We start from the raw sequence: 18,731 nt of genomic DNA, 5'->3' as shown, positions 1-18,731 counted from the left end.
CTGTTTCGCCTGCGCCGGCCCGGCACTCTGAAGCCTTATGCACGTTTTACATTTCTACAAGACCTATCGCCCGGACTCGATGGGCGGCGTCGAGGAACTCATCGGCCAGGTCTGCTCGGGGGCAAGCAAGCGCGGCGTCACGAGCGAAGTCCTGACGGTCAGCCCCGATACGACATCCGTCGATTTCGGCGATCACGTTCATCACCGTGCGAAGGTCGACCTTCAGGTTGCGTCGTCGCCGTTCTCGATGGCCGCATTCCGCCGCTTCGCCGAGCTCGCGAAACGGGCCGACGTCATCCACTACCACTTCCCGTGGCCGTTCATGGACGTCGTGCATTTCGCGACCCGCTCGGGTAAGCCGTCGCTCGTCACCTATCATGCCGACATCACGCGGCAGAAGTTCCTCCTCCAGGCATACAAGCCGCTGCAGCATCGCTTCCTGAGCGATGTCGACCGCATCGTCGCGACGTCGCCCAACTATCTCGAGACGAGCCCGGTGCTCCGGCGGTACAAGGATAAGGTCGAGGTCATTCCGATCGGCCTCGATGAGCAGCGCTACCCTGCCCCCGATCCGGCACGCATTGCATACTGGCACGACCGCGTAGGACCGAAGTTTTTCCTCTTCGTCGGCAACCTCCGCTACTACAAGGGGTTGCACGTGCTGCTCGACGCACTTGCCGGCTCGTCGATGAAGGCCGTGATCATCGGTGCCGGCCCGGTCGAAAGCGAGCTGAAGGCTCAGGCCGCGCGACTTGCGCTCGGCGATCGTGCGATTTTCGTTGGCGCTGTGCCAGACGAGGACAAGGTCGCGCTGCTAAGCCTGTGCCACGGGCTGACCTTCCCGTCGCATCTGCGCGCCGAGGCGTTCGGCATCTCGCTGGTCGAGGGCGCGATGTTCGGCAAGCCGCTGATCTCCACCGAGATCGGCACCGGCACGTCGTTCGTGAACATCGCAAACGAAACCGGGCTGATCGTACCACCTGAAGATCCCGCCGCGTTCCGCGGCGCCATGACGACGTTGTGGGACGACCCGGAACGCGCCGCTGTATTGGGTCGTAATGCGCGCGTCCGGTTCGAAAGGAACCTCACGTCCGAGCAGATGATCGAACGTTACGTCGATCTCTACAGGCGACTCGCCGGAAACGGCCGGGCATAGCACGTGTCGTGCAGTGGCTGGGCCATTCCGGGCGACGCCCGCATCGGCTCCAGCCCTTTCTTGCATTACGCGACATGCCGCAGTTCATCGATACCGCTACCCTTCGCACCCGCCTCGAACAGGCGGGTGTCGAACATACCTACACGATCGCATTCACGCCGCGTTGCGGCAGCACTGCGCTGTCAAACGCACTGACCCACGCCGGCGTGGGCCGCCCAACCGAATATTTTCAGTATCCCTACGATGTCCAGTCGCCGTTCGGACGCACGCCATCCGAAGATTTCAGCCGCGACCTCGAAGCGCTGATCCGCGATCGAAGTGCGAACGGCATCTTCGGCGCGAAGATCATGCACGACCACCGTGCCCATCTCGACGACTGGCTCGCAAGCAGCGTGAACGGCTACACGACGCTCGACGACGTACTGCCGAATCATCGCTGGATCTACGTGCGCCGCGAGGACTCGATCGCACAGGCGGTGTCGCTGTATATCGCAGACGAAACAGGTACCTGGCACATGCCGGCCGACGCCGATGCGGACATGCCGGCGCCCGACGTTCGTTACGACTTCCTCGGGATTCTCGCCAAACTGATGATGCTGCATTCGCACGAAGCGAACTGGGATGCCTATTTCCGCAAGACGGGCATCCAGCCGCTGCGCACGAGCTATGAAGCGTTGTCCGGCGCACCGTCCCAACTGCTCGACGCGGTCGCCGTGCATTTGGGCCTCCCGGCCGGTCGACTGGCCGGCGTCGAATTGACGAGAACGGGAGGGCTGAACAAGATTTCGGACCGTTTCAACGGTGTGTATCGAACCGTCCGGGAGCGGTTTACAGACGATTTTCTCGCAATTGGCCGCCGGGACAACCGAGCGACGTACGGCGCCGATCTCGACCGTTGGGCCGATTTTTTCGGCAACCGGCGGTGGCGGGGAAGCGAGGGCCAATAATGATACGGGCGCCCCGGCCATGATGCCCGGAGCGCCCGCCATTGCATCCCGGTCCCTGCCGCCGCCGGCAGGGACCATGCCCGTCAGGCCGCGCGTGCGGCGGCGCCGCTACTCGCCAGTTCGTACAATTCCAAGCTCTTGCCGGCCATCTCGTCAGCGGTAAACCGCGTCTCGAAGATCTGTCGGCCACGCTCGCCCATCGCGACGCGCTCGGCCGGATCGCGCACGAGGCGCAGGATCGCCTGCGCGAGCGCATCGGCGTCGCCCGGCGGCACCAGCAGACCGTTCACGTCATGCTCGACGACTTCCGGCATTCCGCCTGCCGAGCATCCGATCACCGGTTTGCCGACACGCATCGCCTCCAGGAACACGAGCCCGAAGGACTCGAACCGGCTCGGCGCAACGAATACATCACACGTCGCATACGCTTCGTGCAACGCAGCGTCGTCGATTCGTCCGTCGAATCTGATCCGATCACGCCAGCGCGACTTGCCGTGCTGCTTCTGGAACGCTTCCTTGTAGGTGCGGCCATCAGGCAGCTTCAGCGAATCGTCGCCGACGATCCGGAACCGGACGTCCGGCACCGCATCCAGGACGACCGGCATCGCTTCGAGCAACACGTCGATCCCCTTTCGCGGCTCCAGCCGGCCGACGAACAGGACTTCGATGCCCGCCGCGCGTTTCGCATCCGGCTGAATACCGGCCGGCTCGGCCATTCCGTGCGGAACGACGCGCATGTTCGCCGCACCGAACGAGATGTCGTACATCCGTTCGATCTCGCGTACGATCGCGCGACTGTTTGCCCGCACCGCATCGGCCTTTGTCATGAGTTCGCGCTCCAGCGCGAGCATCGGTGTACCGAACGACGCCATCCACGCGGCATCCTGCCGGTGTTCCGGATGGGATTCGAGCCAGAAGTGCAGCGTCGTATGCAGGCTCGTGACGAGCGGCCACTTGCCGTCGAGCAGGAACGCAATGCCCTCGCAGTCCCAGATCGGCGACTCGACAATGTCGATGTCGCGATGCTCGGCGATCCGGCGCGCTTCCGCCAGTGCGGTCGCCGACCAGTTCCAGATGTGTTGCGGCACGTTCCGCTCGACTGCCGCCGGCGTCCGGTTGATTTCGCGTGGCACGATCCGGTGAACCCAGACACCGTTCTCGAAGTCGACCCGATTCGTATCGGGACTCTGCGTGATGACGTGCACCATGCTGCCCTGTGCGGCAAGTGCTTCGGCCAAGTCCTTCGTGAACGTCGCAATGCCCCCACCGTGATTCGGCGGAAAATCGCGCGAGGTCAGCACGATCGTGCGCCCGTTATTGAAGGTGTCGAACGGCAGGAATTCGCCTGCATAACGTTCGAGCTTCTGCGCGTCGATCATCGCATCGGGCTTGACGCCCTCGAAGCCGCGCTGCACGCCCGTGTCGTAAGCGCGCACGACGTCTTCCTCGAATTTCGTGACATCTGCTCGGGTCAGCAGGCCCTCGCCTTCGGCCCAGATTACTTCCCTGCGCTCCTTCTCGATGAACTTGGAGATCTCGTCCATCACGCGGTCGGTCGGGAAAAACTCGCGCGCATGCTTCAGCGAGAAGTAGACCTTGTTCTTGATGACGGGATAGCGGTTGCGCACCACCTTGTTTTCGCCACGGATGTTGCTCGGCGCGTACTTGTGATGCACATACGCGCACGGCAGCTGCGCAATCAGGTAGCCCGCGTCAACGATGCGCAGGCAGACATCGGTCTCGTCCAGGAAATACTCGAACTCCTCATCGAACCCGCCGATCTCCAGCAACGCAGAGCGACGGAACGACGAGTTGCAGCCGAGCAGGTGCGGAAAGCGCATGCTCTTCGGGAACGAGAGATGCGGCGTCGCCTCCGTCATGTCCAGATAGGCATGCGCGTAGCGATCTACTACCCCGTACTTGTACTGGAAATCGTAGCCCGTATGGTTGTAGACGAATCCGCCGACCGCGCCAACGATCGGATCGAGATACGGCTCAGCGAGTTGCATCAGCCACTCGGGTTCCGGAATCGCGTCGTCGTCGATGAACGCGACGATGTCACCCTGTGCCATGCAGATCCCGACGTTGCGCGAAATCGACAGGTTCGCAAAGTCACACTTTCCTGCGCGGATCTTCGGCAGCCACGATGCGATGACCTCGTCCGAATTATCGGTGGACGGGCCGTTGACGACGATGACCTCGAACTCACCCGGATACCTGAGCCATCGAAAGCTCTCGAGCGTCTTCTGGAGCACCGGCCCCCGATTCAACGTGTTGATGACAATGGAAATACTTGGATACATGAACGAATCCTTAGCTTGCCTGCCCGCTCGTGGCGGGTTTTCTTGCCGCAATTTCGAACTCGTAGCATCGGCCGTTCTTGCGGCCGCGCTCGATAATCGTCGGTGTCTCGAAACCCGCTTCAGTCAGCAGCTTGACCATCGAGTCCGGCGTGAACATGTTGAAGTGGAAGTCGCCGTCGTAATCCTGTCCACCGTACAGCACCTCGCGCAGGTCCTCGTACGGGTACGTGCCGTTCGTGTACTCTCGGATCATCGCTTCCGCATCGGGCACGATCGCCTTCAGTTCGCCACCATTCCTGAGCAGGCCGAAGAAATACGGCAGCAGTTCGCGACGCAATTGCTCCTCGGGGAAATGTTCCAGCAGGTGCGCCGAGAAGATCTCGGCCAACTCGCTCTGGCCGAACGGCAATCCGTTGACTTCCGACACGACGTCGACACCCGGCAGCGCGCGCCGGTCGACGTTCAGGTAGCCTTCCAGCGGAACGTGGCCGCAACCGAGATTCAACCGGATGCCATCGCGACGCGCGGCCTCCAGTTTGTCCTGCGACAGGATCTCGGCCTTGACCTCGATCGCATCGCCTTCCGGCTGGATCTCCCGCGCCCCGTAACGCATTTCGAACATCAGCTCCCGGCGCACGAACTCGACCCGGCCGAGCAGATAGTCGATCGACTGCGTTCGGCCGTCCAGCGTCGCTTCGTTATGTGCGATCCGGTCTCGCAGCGACGACACGTCCGACAGCAGCGCCTCGACCTTCGCCGTCAGTTCGGTGAGATCGCGCGTGTGCTTGCGCAACGTCATCGGCATCGCGTGCACGAGATTGTCGAGATCCACCTGATGGTTGTTGGCCGACGACAGCGTACGCAGCAACGCAGGCATGTGGTCGACCTCGAACACGTGCTGACGGTGGCTGATACTCACGACCGATTCCCGTATCTGCGGCAGGCGAACAATCCCGACGCCGATATGAACCAACCGTCCGATCACGGGCCAACCCGCCACTTTTCGGGCAACTTTTCTAAGTCGTTCTTTCATCTGATCACAACGCAATAAGAAATAAATAATCGAATCCGCTACCCACCGCTGCACGCCGGTCCCGCCGCTGCCGTCGTCGACGACAGCCCCCGACAGGCGCGCTCCTCCCGCACACCGGCGCGCGATACGTAGCGTTCATCAGTTCGCGAGCCGCGTCACCAGCTCGACGAAATCACGCGCCACCTTCTCAGGCGCGAATTTTCCCGCATGAGCCCGCGCGCGGACAACATACGCCGAATAACCCTGAGGGCCGCCCCGCCACTCCGCGGCCGAAACCTTCTCCAGCACGCCTGACAGCGCATCGCGAAGCGCGACCACGTCGCCGGTCGGGACCAGCGTACCGAGCCCGCCCGCGACCGACGGGGTATTCGAATTATCGTACGCCACGACGTGACACCCGGCGGCGATCGCCTCGACGATCGGCACGCCGAACCCCTCATGATAGGTCGGCAGCACGAATACGTCCGCGTCTCGCAAAATCGCGTTCTTGGTTACATCGTCCGCATCGCCATGGATCTCGGCGGTAATCCGGGCTTCAGCGTCGTTGTTCAGCCCGTCAATCGCGTCACGCACGTTGCGCAGCACCTCCGCGTCCGAGAACGCGGTATTGCCGACGAAATCGATGCGCAGCGCGCAGTGTTCATTCGGCAACCGTACCTGCTTCAACGCGGCCAGCAGTTCCTCGGGCCCCTTCGGCTTGACGAACCGTCCGACGAACGCAATACGGATGACATCGTCCGTAAAGCTCGGCTTACGATCGGGCGGTGGCGCCGGTGCGTGGATCGCAAGCGGCAGGACCGTCGCCGGCGTGCGCACGCCCGCGTCGCGGAGAACCTCGAGATTCAGTTCGCTCTTGCAGACGACGTGGTCGGCCCACGCGATGTTCGTCATTTGCGCGAACGACTTGTCGATGACCTCCCGGTCCTTTCGCTTCACCAACTCCTTTGGCGTGACATTATGGAACACCACCAGCTTGCGCGCGCGGACGGGTGCAAGCGCAAGCAGATCAAACAGCGGATAGAAAATCCCGAAATGAAAAACGATGACGTCGCTCTCGAGAAAATGGCTGTCGAACGCGACGTCCCTCGACTCCGACACATTCTTCGCCGAAAGATCGTCGTAGTCACAACGATATGAAAACAGACGAATATCATCGATGCCAGCAGCCCAGAGCGCGCGCATCTCGTCACGAATGTCATTCGAGATCGCGTCGTTGCGGACGCAAATGCCGTTTACATAAGAAATCTTCATCAGGACAAGTAATATTCCAATCGAGTCCCCGTCATCGTTGATCGTCGGCGCTTTCTTCACCGATCAGAGTTCTCACCCGCTTCGCCGGAACGCCGGCGTACAGGCACCCGCTTTCAAGCTGCCCCCCCGTCACCACGGCGCCGGCCGCGATCACCGCGTGATCGCCGATCGTGCACGGGCCGAGGACAATCGCATTCGATGCGATCCAGACCCCTTTGCCTATCACGATGTCGCGCCCGTCACGAGGATAATCGTGCCGGTCCGCCATGACCGTTGCCAGATCGTGCGTGCCCGTAATCAGGCTGACGTTATGGCCGAAGAACGTCTGCTCGCCGATCGAGATGCGTCCGGACGAGACGTTCAGAAGCGTGTTGACCAAGTGCACATTCTCGCCGGTTTCCACTCGCGACCAATCACCGCCAAACAACACCGGGGTCGTTGCCAGACGCTGCGCCAGCAACGGCGCGAGACGATCGGCCCACGCATCGTCGTCGACCGGCTCGGCCGCGGCTCGCTCGCGTACGGCCCGCTCGATCTCGTCCAGACGCGCACGAAACGCCGGCTGCTGCCACAGCCTGTCCGCAACGGGGCCGGCAAGGCGATCGGCGAGCACGTCGAGAGAAGGCACGAGCCGGTCGCCGAGCCTGTGCGCGACTGCCGCCGCGAGGCGGTCTATGAGCCGGCTCTTAAACGCGCTGAGCATGGAAACGTCCGGTCGGCATCGCGAATTCAATCCAGCGCATGCAACGCGACATCGTAGTCGACATGCACGATTCCCCACAGATCCCGCTTCACCGGCTCGGCCGGGAACCGCACCGAGAACCGTGCGCCGCCGACACAGTAGTCGATCACGCTCGTGACGAGGCTCTGCCCCTGGTTTTCAGGATGCTCGGCCGTCACGCCAACGCCGGCAATCAAGCCGTACTCGCCCGGGCACAGCGGATTCGCGAACGTGAACTCCATCATGTGCTGTATGTGCGGTGCAGCATCCGATGCGTAGAGGTCCTGAACCGCAGAACTGAAATGCATGATCTGGCGTCCGGATGAGTCGGTGATCCCGAGGGACAGCGTGCTGCGCTCCGGCGGATTGGACTCGACATGGAAGAACACGCGGACACGCAGCGGCCTCAGGATGTCGACCGAGTCGCACTCCTTTCCGTCCGCGTCGATCAGGCAGATGTCGTCGATCCGGATCTCGCCGCTACCGGTGCGAAGCGGCTCGACGCGTGACGAGAAAGCGCGCGTGCGCGCAACGTCGACCTGCGCGGACTCCTTCAATTGCTTTCCGGGAGCATCGACACCAGCGGTATCGCCTACGACGTCGGCACGGTCATCGGTATCGTCGGCCGTCGTTTCAGCACCGATGCCGGCCCGCACCATGCGGCTGAACACTTCGCTCTGGTAAGCCGCACCGACTTCGGTCGAAGCTCCGAGCAATCGCACGCGCCCCTTCTCGAGCCACAGCCCGCGCGTGCACAGCGACCGGATCGAATCGGCCGCGTGCGTCACGTAGATGAAGGTCGTGCCTTGATCCAGCATCGTGCGGATCTTGTGCAAGCACTTGTTCTGGAAATACGCGTCGCCGACGCTCAGCGCCTCGTCGACGATCAGGATATCGGGCTGCACATACACCGCACATGCGAAACCCAAGCGCACCGACATCCCGCTGCTGTAAGTCTTGACCGGGTGAGACACCGCGTCGCCCAGTTCGCTGAACCGGATGATTTCCGGTTGCGCGTCAAGTGCCTGCTCGTAGTGCATGCCATGCAGCATGCAGAACTGGATGATGTTCTCGCGCCCGGTCAGCTCCGGATTGAAACCCGCGCCAAGCTCCAGCAGCGCCGATACGCGGCCGCTGACATTGACCGAACCTGTCGACGGATTGAGCACGCCGGCCAGCACCTTGAGGAGCGTGCTCTTGCCGCTGCCGTTCTCGCCGACGATCCCGAAACGCCCGCCTTTCTCGAGCGTGAAGGACACGTCGTCGAGCGCGCGCGTCTCGCGGAAATATTGCTTGCGCCCGGCCGACATCAGCTCAAGCAGCCGGTGCCTCGGTGAGGAATAGGAGCGGTAGATCTTGCTGACGTTGCCGACCTCAATCGCGTTTGCACTGTCTTTCATCATGGTGAATCGCCTATCGAGTTACAGGACGTCTGCGAAGCCGGGTTTCAGCTTCCGGAAGATATAGGCGCCGATCGCCACCGCCAGGGCCGCGACTACTGCCAGCACGCCGACATAGCCCCATTCGAACGGCAAGCCCGGCAATATCGCTTGCCTCGACGACTCGACCATGTAATAGAACGGATTCAGTGTCATGACCACGTTGCGTACCCAAATCATGCGCGACGACTCGACGACGGTCGCCGGATACAGAATCGGCGTAAGCCAGAAGATGATGTTGGTACACAGCGGAACGACGGGAACCATGTCCGGCACGTAGACCGAGATGGCCGAAATCGCGTACGCGCTGCCGATCGTGATCGCCATCGACAGCATCCAGACGATCACGAACGCCCACGCCATTCCGCCCGGCACGATGCCCTTGACGATCAGCAGCACGACGATGAAGAAGAAGATGATCGCCTGGCTGATCATCGCAGACGCGAGCGGAATCAGCGGCAGCACCCATGCCGGAAACGCAATCTTGCTGATCAGGTAGTGATATTCGCGAAGAATACCCGTACTGCGGCTGGTGACCTCGGTGAACACGGTCCACAGCGAGAACGGCACGAAATAGAACAGCGCGAACGGTACGTTGCCGTAGTGATCCCCCATCCGCCCCTTCATCAGGATCGAAAAGACGACAACGTTGATCAGCGAGTACAGAAGCGGTACCCCAACGTTCCATGCCACGCCGGCGTACGAGCTGGCGTAGCGATTCTTCAGATCCCGCTTTGCCAGCATCCAGGCCAGGCTCAGCGAGTTGGTATTCGAGTATTGCGTCTTGTCACGCATTGATTTCAACACCCAATTAAATAGGAAACCGCTCGCGCACCGTCGCGCAAACGACCCGAGGCCCTGCAGCCGCCTCGCAGCCGGTCGCGAAACAAGACATCCGTTGCCGATCCGGCGGCGGCGCCGGACAGCGGCGAGGAGCATCGGCCAATCGACCGGCTGTCTGCCGAAGCATCGAAACACCGGCAGTTGCGGCGGCGATGCCGGCCAGGAACAAACGCATATTTTATCAGGCAGTCATTTGCCCCCATTTCGGGTGACGACCAGCCCGCGCACCATCCCTCCCAGCCGCGCCGACATCTCGTCCCACGAACGCGCCCGAATCCACGCCGCCTGCGCGTCGGCCTTGCTGCCGAGCAAGGCCCGATCGCCAAGCAGTTCACACAACGAGGTCCCGATCGCATGCCCATCGGTCCCGGCAAAGCGGTGCACCATCTCGCCGAGATCGTCGAAGATCGGGATCGGCGTGCAGGCGACCGGGCGATTGGCCGCGATGCCGTACCGCACGGCGCCGCTCGCGGATTCGGCCGTATCCTGGTACGCGAACACGACCAGATCCGCCGCGTCCAGGTACGCGAAGCTTTCGCGGTCCGGAAGGAAATCGGTGATCATCCGCACGCGGTCGCCAAGGCCGAGCGCCTCGATCCGCTGTCTGCAGCGAAGTGCCACCGCCTCCGAATCCGCAACCGGATAGAGCGCGTTCACCATCAGCAGACGCGCTTCCGGCATGTCCTGCGACAGCAGCGCGAACCCTTCGATGACTTCCTCGAGCCCCTTGTGCGGCAGCAGGAACCCGTAAGTCGCGATCACCGGCGCGTCCGCCGGAATGTCCAGCGTGGACCGGCTGGCAAGCCGGTCCGACGACTCCCGCGCATGCACGCCGTGCGGAAACAGCGTGGCATTGCCGGCCAGCCCGAGCGCACGCAGCCGGTTCAGATCGTCGACACCGTGCACCAGCAGGCGATCCGCGACGCGCAGCGCATCGGCGATCTCCGACAGCGATGCACGCAGCTCCGGAGTATCGACATCCTTCGTCGAGTGGAAAGTGACGACAATCGGGATCGCGCGGGCATGTGCGTACTCGACGAGGCGCGCCGTCGACTCCATGCTGAAGAACCCATAGTTGTGCTGCAGCACGATCGCGTCCGGCTTGCACTGGTCGAGCGCCGCGAGCAGCTCGTCGATGCGTCCGCGCTGGTCCGTCCAGCAGCGGGTAACCTCCGGGCCGTCCGCCACGACGACGGCCGGATCGCGCGACGCCAGAATGCGCACGTCGAACTGCGCCGGATCGAGGCCCGCGACCAGGAACGACGAATAAGTGGCAATCCCGCACTTCGTGTTCCACGACGAAATCCACGCCAGCCGCGTGCGGCCCGACGCAACCGGCTCGACCGCACCCACCGCCGCCTGCAGCGCCGCGAAACGCTCGGCACAGCGATCCCACGTGAACGCCGCTTCGAGGCGTGCGCGGCCGCGCTCCACCTTCGTGCGGCGCACTTCATCCGTCGCAGTGTGTACCGCCCGCAACTGGGCAACCAGGCTATCCACGCTCGGTTCGGCCCACACCGAATCGAACAGGCCAAGATGCGACTTGGCCCCCTCGAACGTATAGTCGACGAGCCATGCGGTTTCGTCGGTGCAAAAATCGGTCTGGCCGCCGAATGCCGTCGTGATCACCGGCAGCCCGAACCACATTGCCTCGCCCATCGGCAACCCGAAGCCTTCGCCGCGCGACGGCGCCACGAACGCATTGCAGCGGTGATACAGATCGACGATCTCGCCGGCATCGAGGTCGGCGTCGATGAGAACGATCTCCGGACAGTCGGGATGGCGCCGACGCAACGCGGCGATCTGTTCGGCTACCGTGTTGTGCGGATTGGGGAACGTCTTGATGATCAGCGATACGTCATCGCGCGCGGTAAACGCCTTCGCGAAGGCATCGAGCAGCACATCGACACCCTTGCGCGGGAAACACGACGACACGTGCAGGAAACGGAAGCCTTTGCCGAGCGGGCCGCGGTACTCGCGACGCGGCGTGCGTGCGACGTGGTCGACACCAAGGCCGACGTTCGCGATCGTGCCGGCAAAGCCGTTGTCGCGCGCGGCCTTGGCGACGAACGACGACGTCGCCGCAATGCCATCGAGATTCTCGTTGAACGAAGCGACCCACGCGCCCGGCAGCTCTGACTCCTCCCACGCGAAGTGCAGGAAGTTGAACAACCCGTCCATGTCGTGCACGCGCGGCGGATAGAGATCGCGAATGACGACGTCGGCACCGCTGCGCTTGCTGCCGCGCGCCACCAGACTCGACAATCCCGGGATCGCAGCGATCCGCTGCGTGTCGGGCGCGTAGTCGCCGGGGCCTTCCGTTGCGAACAGACCGACTTCGCCGGGGCTCGCGCGGTCAAGCGCAAACGCCAGTTCGCGGTTCACCAACGCGAGACTGTACGACGTTTCGAACGGCCCTTCGACCTGGTAGCGCGGCGCGAGCACGCGGTCGTCTGCGGTTTCCGCCGTGATCGGCCGGGGAATCTCGATGCCCTCCTTCCGCAGAAAGTGCTGCAGTTGATCGAGCAGCGCGGGCCGCTCGAACTGCCGAACCCGCTTACGCTGTTCGGTTACGACTGCGCGACGCAGCGCACGATCCTCCATCACCGTCCGTACGAGCGCAGCAACCGCCTGCGGATGCTTGTCGTGCACCAGCAATCCGGCGCCGCCGAGCGTCGATTCGATATTGCTGCTTGCGTAAGCGATCACGGGAACGTCGAAGGTCATCGCCTCGATCAGCGGGACGCCGAACCCCTCGTGGTCGCTCAGGCACAGGAACGCAGCCGCGGAGCGATACCACCCGTACAAATCGGCGTCGGACACCTTTCCCGCGAAACGGACGATCTCGCCCAGCTCGAGCTCGTCGATCAGCTTGCGCAACTCGAGATAGTACGGCTCCTCTTCGCCGTATCCGCCGACGAACACGAACTGGAACGGACTCGGCAGGATCGCGCGCAACTGGGCGGCGGCCTCGACGAGATCGCGATGCGCCTTGTTCGGGGAAATGCGTCCGACGAACAGGACGGTCGGAATCTGCGACTGCTCCTGGACCAACGCATCGTTCCACTCCGCCGTGCGAATGCGTGCGGCGTCGATCAGCAGCGGAATCGTCTCGACCTTCTCGTAACCGCGCTCGCGAAGCTCCTGGGCATTCAGATCGGACACTGCGATCGCGGCCGCGAAGTGCTCGCGGAACGTATCGAGTTGCGCCCGCCCTTTTACCGAGTAATGCCGGAACGGCGATCGTTCGTCGAAGAACGATTCAGGCGTGATGTTGTGATAGATGAGGACCGTCGTACACGGGAGACCCAGAATCCACTCGTCCTGATCGTGTCCCATCGAGTGATGCAGCAGCATCACGTCGTCCGCCGATCCGTCGTATTCCCGGAAGTAGCGAATGCGGCCAACCAGCTCCGGCGCAACATGTTCCGCGAATATCTCGGATTCGAAACCGAGCTCGCGCAACAGCGCCTGGATCATGAACATGCTGTTCGTCACTGCGTCCGCAATCGCGCTTCCGGAGTGAAACTGGCTAATCGAGCGGACACGTCTCGAACGAGCGCCCTGCCCTGAATTCGTTGCGTCGGACGTGCTCTGTAGTGCGATATTTGGGGAAGCCACGGCGGCAGTTGCTCCGTTCTGCATAAGGTTCAGGCTGAAATCCGTGCCGGCATGCTCAACGCCCGGACGCAGCGTCGTCGCGCGCCGGTGCCGTCGCCGCGCAGATCTCGGTCAGCCGCGCGGCGAGCTTGCGAGTGTCGACACCGACCACCCGCGCATCGAGGAAGCCCTCGACAGTCGCGCGGTCGCAATGCGGCACGCGTGCGGCCATGCGCTCGGCGTAGTATCGACGCGACACGCTCCCTTCCTTCCAGCGTGTAACCGAAATGGACTGCGTGCCGGCAAAACGCGGAGCTGCGAGATGGGCCACACGCGCCCAGATCCCCGGGTGGTTGTCGCGAACCCAGAACACCAATTTGCGTGCGAGCGTGCTCCGTCGCGCCATCTCGCGAAGCGCCGTCATGCTGCGTCGCTTCAGCACGGCCCACGACGGATCGCGCGCGAACGTGATGGCCGATTGCGTGACGCGCACGGCGACGCGCAACGGCGCCGTGACCTTCCATGACATGCTCGACAGCACGTCGTTCAACTGCCGTTCGGTCGCGTCCGCACGGGCCTGCGCCGCCGACATGTCATAGCTCGTGCGGCGCAGGCGAGCAGCGGTGTCACGCGCCAGTGCCCGCGCCCGCTCGAATTCCGCCTCGAGCTCGGCAATGCGTGCGCGAAGCGCTTCGGCATCGGCGAGATGCTCCGGCTCCGCTTCAGTGGCACGATGACGATTGCTTGAATCCATGAGTCCTACACCATTCCTTGCGTCGATCAGGCCGACGTCCCTTCTCGCACCACGCTCATGCGCGGACGAGACTGTCCTCTGTGTCGAGACGTCGACAACACTTCTTCAGCGCGTCATGCCAATGCGGCACGCGTACGCCGAACACACGCTCGAGCTTCGCGTTCGACAGTCGTGAATTACGTGGCCGCGCGGCGGGCGTCGGATACTCGTCGGACGGAATCGGCACCACCCGCGGCCGACGGGCAAGGCGGCTTTCCGCGAATATCGCGTCGGCGAACCCGGCCCAGCTCGTGTCGCCAGCCGCTGTCATGTGATAGACGCCCGAATGCGCCGCCCACCACTGCGCATCGTCGCGTCGCTGCGCGAACAGCTGCGCCACGACGTGCGACGTGAGATCAGCCAGCGTTTCCGACCAGGTCGGCGCACCGATCTGGTCCGCGACGACGCGCAACGTGTCGTGCTTCTCCGCCAGCGCTCGCATGGTCAACAGGAAATTCTTCCCTCGCGTGCCGTAGACCCAGCTCGTGCGAAACACGAGATGCCTGCCGCCGGCCCGTGCGATCGCCTGCTCTCCGGCCAGTTTGGTCCGGCCGTACACATTCAGCGGCCCGGTCGGATCGGTCTCGTTGTACGGTTCGTCCTTGCGGCCGTCGAACACGTAGTCGGTCGAATAATGGATCACCATCGCACCCACCCGCACTGCCTCGTCGGCAATCGTGCCAGGCGCCTCGCCATTAACCCGCATCGCGAGATCGGACTCGCTTTCCGCCCTGTCCACCGCCGTATAAGCCGCCGCATTGACAATCAGATCGGGGCGGAGGTCGCGGATCGCGCCGCGCAGCTGGTCGAGATCCGCGAGGTCGACGACCGTACGGTCCGCCGCAATCACGTGCCCGTGCGGCGCCAGCGTTCGCGCGAGCTCGAACCCGAGTTGCCCGTTCGCCCCCGTCACGAGAATCCGCGGGTGATCGCCGGTCGCAGTGTTCATCGTTGCACCTTCACGGATAGACCTCCGCCTGCGCCAGCCGCTTGCCGGCGGCATCTTTCGCCGCCAGTAGCGGCTCACCGTCGACCGGCCATTCAATACCGATGTCGGGGTCGCTCCACAGGATGCAGCGCTCGAATTCCGGATACCAGTAGTCGGTCGTCTTGTAGAGGAACTGGGCCGCATCGGACAACGTCAGAAAGCCGTGCGCAAACCCCGGCGGCACCCACATCTGCCGCTGGTTCTCGGCAGACAGCATCACGCCCGCCCATTGCCCGAATCGCGACGAATCGCGGCGGATATCGACGGCAACGTCGAACACGGCGCCCTCGATCACGCGCACGAGCTTGCCCTGCGCATGGTCGATCTGATAGTGCAGACCGCGCAGCACGCCCTTCACCGAGCGCGAATGATTGTCCTGCACGAACACGACGTCCGGCTCGACATGCTCCGCGAACGCGCGCGCGTTGAAGCTTTCGTAGAAATAGCCGCGCGCGTCACCGAACACCTTCGGCTCGATGATCTTGACTTCCGGCAACGCCGTTGCCGTTACCTGGATGGTCATGCAATCCTGTCCGACAGAATCTGTTGGAGATAGCGCCCGTAACTGTTCTTCGACAGTGGCGCCGCGAGCTTGAGCAACTGATCGCCGTCGATCCATTTCTGGCGATACGCGATCTCTTCCGGGCATGCGACAACGAGCCCCTGCCGCTTCTGCAGCGTCGCAATGAACACCGCCGCATCGATCAGCGAATCGTGCGTTCCGGTGTCGAGCCATGCATAGCCGCGCCCCATGATCTCGACGTCCAGTGCGCCTTCGCCAAGGTAGCGCGAATTCACGTCGGTGATTTCGAGTTCTCCGCGCGCGGACGGGGTGATCTCCGCCGCGATGTCGCACACACGGTTGTCATAGAAATACAAGCCGGTCACCGCGTAATTCGACCGGGGCTTTGCCGGCTTCTCCTCGATCGACAGCGCCCGGAACGCACTGTCGAATTCGACGACGCCATAACGTTCGGGATCCTGCACGTGATAGGCGAATACCGTCGCACCCGACGGTTTCTCGCTCGCACGATCGAGCCGCTTCACGAGATCGTTGCCGTAGAAGATGTTGTCGCCGAGGATCAGCGCGGACGGGTCGTGACCGATGAAATCGCGACCGATCACGAATGCCTGGGCCAGCCCATCCGGCGACGGCTGCACCGCGTACTGGATGTTCATCCCCCACTGGCTGCCGTCGCGAAGCATCGCCTCGAAACGCGGCGTGTCCTGCGGCGTGGAAATGATCAGCACGTCACGGATGCCCGCGATCATCAGCGTCGACAGCGGATAGTAGATCATCGGCTTGTCGTACACCGGCAGGAGCTGCTTCGACACCGCATGGGTGATCGGGTACAGGCGCGTGCCGGAACCGCCGGCGAGAATAATGCCCTTGCGTGCCATCTCGGAAGCCCTCAAGCGCGTTGCGCGTAGTTGGTCTCGACCCAATTGCGGTACTCGCCCGACACGACGTCGTTCACCCACGCCTGGTTGTCGAGATACCACCGGACAGTCTTCGCGAGTCCCGATTCGAATGTCTCGGCCGGCTTCCAGCCCAGTTCGCGCTCGAGCTTGCGCGCATCGATCGCGTATCGGCGGTCGTGACCGGGTCGATCCGTCACGTAGGCGATCTGGTCGCGATAGGAGCCCGACGCTTTCGGCCGCGCGTGATCGAGCAGATCGCACAGCGTATGCACGACGTCGAGATTCTTCTTTTCGTTCCAGCCGCCAATGTTGTACGTTTCGCCCGGCACGCCTCGCGCAAGCACCTCGCGAATCGCGCTGCAGTGGTCGCTCACGTACAACCAGTCGCGCACGTTTTGCCCGTCGCCGTAGACTGGCAGCGGCTTGCCCGCGAGCGCATTTGCGATCATCAGCGGGATCAGCTTCTCGGGAAACTGGTACGGTCCGTAGTTGTTCGAGCAGTTCGTGGTGAGCGTCGGCATTCCATACGTATGGTGATACGCACGCACGAGATGATCGGAGCCGGCCTTGGTCGCCGAGTACGGACTGTTCGGCGCATAGGGCGTCGTCTCGGAAAACTGCGGATCGGCGGCAGACAGGGAGCCGAACACCTCGTCCGTCGACACATGCAGGAAGCGGAATGCCGCCTTGTCAGCCTCGCCGAGCGCGTTCCAGTGCGTACGGGCGGCCTCGAGCAGCGTGAACGTGCCCACCACGTTGGTCTGTACGAAATCGGCAGGGCCGTGAATCGAGCGGTCGACATGACTCTCTGCCGCGAAGTGCACGACCGCGCGCGGCCGGTGCTCCGCGAAGAGCGCATCGAGCGCCGTGCGGTCGCAGATGTCCACGCGCGCGAACACGTGCCCCGGATGGCCATCCAGGGGCTCCAGCGTGCGAAGATTGCCTGCGTAGGTCAGCTTGTCGACGTTGAGTACGGCCTCATTGGACCGATTCAGCCAGTCGAGCACGAAATTGGCACCGATAAAGCCTGCGCCACCCGTAACCAGGATCATGTAGCTCCCTCTAGAAATGTGCGACAGCCACAAGGGGGCCGACCGAACGTCAAGTCGCAGTGGCCATGTGCGGCCCTAGGGCCGGCATTCTACCCGGTCGCCAAGTCGGACAATGCAATCTGGTGTTAATTTTCAGAAGGCAACCCCTCATTATAGGAAAGCGTTTTCGGTAAAAGCTACGCTGCTAACAACTTGAAACAGCACGGCAAATCCCTGACGCGAAAGGGAAACGGCATGCCGGCAAGGCCGATTCAGACAGAATACAATTGTGCACGGCGCCCATTTTCGCGATGGCTGTTCTTCACGCCGATCAAAACGTGACAACCTGACCCTCATGCATCCATCCCCCATCGCCATCGGCGACATCCAAGGCTGTCATTCCGCTTTCCAGGCTTTGCTCGAAAAGCTTTCAGCGCCCGCCGACACGCCGCTGTGGATCGCCGGCGACGTCGTCAACCGCGGCCCGGCCTCGCTCGCGGCGCTCCGTGCACTCGTCGACCTCGGCCCGCGCGCGACCGTCGTGCTCGGCAATCACGACCTCCACCTGCTTGCGGTCTCAGCCGGCCTGCGCACCGAACGCCCGGGCGACACCATCGGCGAGATCCTGGACGCACCCGACGCCGACGCGCTGCTCGACTGGGTCCGCCACCGCCCGTTCGTGCATGCGGAGAACGGGATGCTGCTCGTGCATGCGGGCGTGCTGCCGCAATGGGATGCCACGCTCGTGCTCGAGCTTGCCGACGAACTCCAGCGCGCGCTGCGCGCCCCCGACTGGCGCGACACGCTTCAAGGCCTATACGGCAACGAACCGAACCAATGGAACCCGAACCTAAATAAACGCGACCGGATGCGCGTTGCGTTCAACGCATTCACGCGCGTGCGCTTCTGCACACCCGACGGTGCGATGGAATTCAAGGCGAACGGCGGCCCCGACAGCGCGCCGCCTGGCTACCTGCCGTGGTTCGACGTACCGGGGCGCCGCACGGAGGACGTGACGGTCGTGTTCGGCCACTGGGCCGCGCTCGGCCTGATGCTGCGCGAGAACATCGTTGCGCTCGATTCGGGGTGTGTGTGGGGTAACCAGCTGTCGGCCGTGCGGTTGACGGCCGATCCGGCGCAGCGCACGGTCACGCAGGTGCAGTGCGAAGCGTGCCGCGCGCCGGGCGGAGAGTGATCAAAGGCT

Annotated in this window: 15 protein-coding genes; 3 read left to right on the top strand and 12 right to left on the bottom strand. The window is 63.1% G+C overall.

The window, feature by feature from the left end; genetic code table 11:
* Positions 1-37: 37 nt before the first annotated feature.
* Both ACPTTC_RS04640 and ACPTTC_RS04635 read left to right on the top strand, forming a co-directional pair.
* Entirely contained in the window at positions 38-1,156 is a 1,119-nt protein-coding gene (locus tag ACPTTC_RS04640) for a glycosyltransferase family 4 protein (RefSeq protein ID WP_423391702.1), read from the top strand.
* A gap of 74 nt (positions 1,157-1,230) precedes the next feature.
* Entirely contained in the window at positions 1,231-2,103 is an 873-nt protein-coding gene (locus ACPTTC_RS04635; protein WP_423391701.1) for a Stf0 family sulfotransferase, read from the top strand.
* Positions 2,104-2,186: 83 nt separating this feature from the next.
* Here the strand turns inward: ACPTTC_RS04635 and ACPTTC_RS04630 are convergent, their stop codons facing one another.
* The 12 genes from ACPTTC_RS04630 to rfbB form a co-directional block, all read right to left on the bottom strand.
* On the bottom strand, positions 2,187-4,406 hold the full coding sequence (locus ACPTTC_RS04630; RefSeq protein WP_423391700.1) for a glycosyltransferase: 2,220 nt from the start codon (positions 4,404-4,406) through the stop codon (positions 2,187-2,189).
* A 10-nt stretch (positions 4,407-4,416) separates the two neighbouring features.
* Entirely contained in the window at positions 4,417-5,325 is a 909-nt protein-coding gene (locus ACPTTC_RS04625) for a class I SAM-dependent methyltransferase (RefSeq protein WP_423391699.1), read from the bottom strand.
* Positions 5,326-5,577: 252 nt separating this feature from the next.
* Positions 5,578-6,750 (bottom strand): glycosyltransferase family 4 protein, encoded by a 1,173-nt coding sequence (locus tag ACPTTC_RS04620; RefSeq protein ID WP_423391698.1) that lies wholly within the window; start codon positions 6,748-6,750, stop codon positions 5,578-5,580.
* On the bottom strand, positions 6,722-7,393 hold the full coding sequence (locus ACPTTC_RS04615; protein ID WP_423391697.1) for an acyltransferase: 672 nt from the start codon (positions 7,391-7,393) through the stop codon (positions 6,722-6,724). The genes ACPTTC_RS04620 and ACPTTC_RS04615 overlap by 29 nt, the downstream gene beginning before the upstream one ends.
* Positions 7,394-7,419: 26 nt before the next feature.
* The gene (locus ACPTTC_RS04610; protein ID WP_423391696.1) at positions 7,420-8,814 is read right to left on the bottom strand and encodes an ABC transporter ATP-binding protein; all 1,395 of its coding nucleotides are present in this window, start codon (positions 8,812-8,814) and stop codon (positions 7,420-7,422) included.
* Positions 8,815-8,832: 18 nt separating this feature from the next.
* Positions 8,833-9,645, bottom strand: coding sequence for an ABC transporter permease (locus ACPTTC_RS04605; protein WP_423391695.1), 813 nt, complete (start codon positions 9,643-9,645; stop codon positions 8,833-8,835).
* 237 nt (positions 9,646-9,882) lie between these two features.
* On the bottom strand, positions 9,883-13,191 hold the full coding sequence (locus ACPTTC_RS04600) for a glycosyltransferase (RefSeq protein ID WP_423391694.1): 3,309 nt from the start codon (positions 13,189-13,191) through the stop codon (positions 9,883-9,885).
* Between the two features lie 178 nt (positions 13,192-13,369).
* Complete coding sequence (locus ACPTTC_RS04595; protein ID WP_423391693.1) at positions 13,370-14,047, bottom strand: hypothetical protein; 678 nt, start codon at positions 14,045-14,047, stop codon at positions 13,370-13,372.
* A gap of 55 nt (positions 14,048-14,102) precedes the next feature.
* A complete protein-coding gene (gene rfbD / locus ACPTTC_RS04590) occupies positions 14,103-15,035 on the bottom strand; it encodes a dTDP-4-dehydrorhamnose reductase (protein WP_423391692.1) in 933 nt (310 codons plus the stop codon).
* Positions 15,036-15,045: 10 nt separating this feature from the next.
* Entirely contained in the window at positions 15,046-15,597 is a 552-nt protein-coding gene (rfbC, locus tag ACPTTC_RS04585; protein WP_423391691.1) for a dTDP-4-dehydrorhamnose 3,5-epimerase, read from the bottom strand.
* On the bottom strand, positions 15,594-16,475 hold the full coding sequence (rfbA, locus tag ACPTTC_RS04580; RefSeq protein WP_423391690.1) for a glucose-1-phosphate thymidylyltransferase RfbA: 882 nt from the start codon (positions 16,473-16,475) through the stop codon (positions 15,594-15,596). Before rfbA ends, rfbC begins: the two co-directional genes overlap by 4 nt.
* 11 nt (positions 16,476-16,486) lie before the next feature.
* Entirely contained in the window at positions 16,487-17,548 is a 1,062-nt protein-coding gene (gene rfbB / locus ACPTTC_RS04575) for a dTDP-glucose 4,6-dehydratase (RefSeq protein WP_423391689.1), read from the bottom strand.
* Between the two features lie 334 nt (positions 17,549-17,882).
* On the opposite strand from rfbB, the gene ACPTTC_RS04570 reads away from it, so the two are divergent.
* Positions 17,883-18,722 carry a symmetrical bis(5'-nucleosyl)-tetraphosphatase gene (locus ACPTTC_RS04570; RefSeq protein WP_423391688.1) on the top strand — a complete coding sequence of 280 codons (840 nt, stop codon included), beginning with the start codon at positions 17,883-17,885 and terminating at the stop codon, positions 18,720-18,722.
* Positions 18,723-18,731: the final 9 nt, after the last annotated feature.

It is taken from the genome of Burkholderia mycopellens, assembly GCF_964265025.1.
Taxonomy (GTDB): domain Bacteria; phylum Pseudomonadota; class Gammaproteobacteria; order Burkholderiales; family Burkholderiaceae; genus Burkholderia.
Note: the sequence above shows the minus strand (reverse complement) of the source record. Positions and strands in the feature narration are given on the sequence as shown.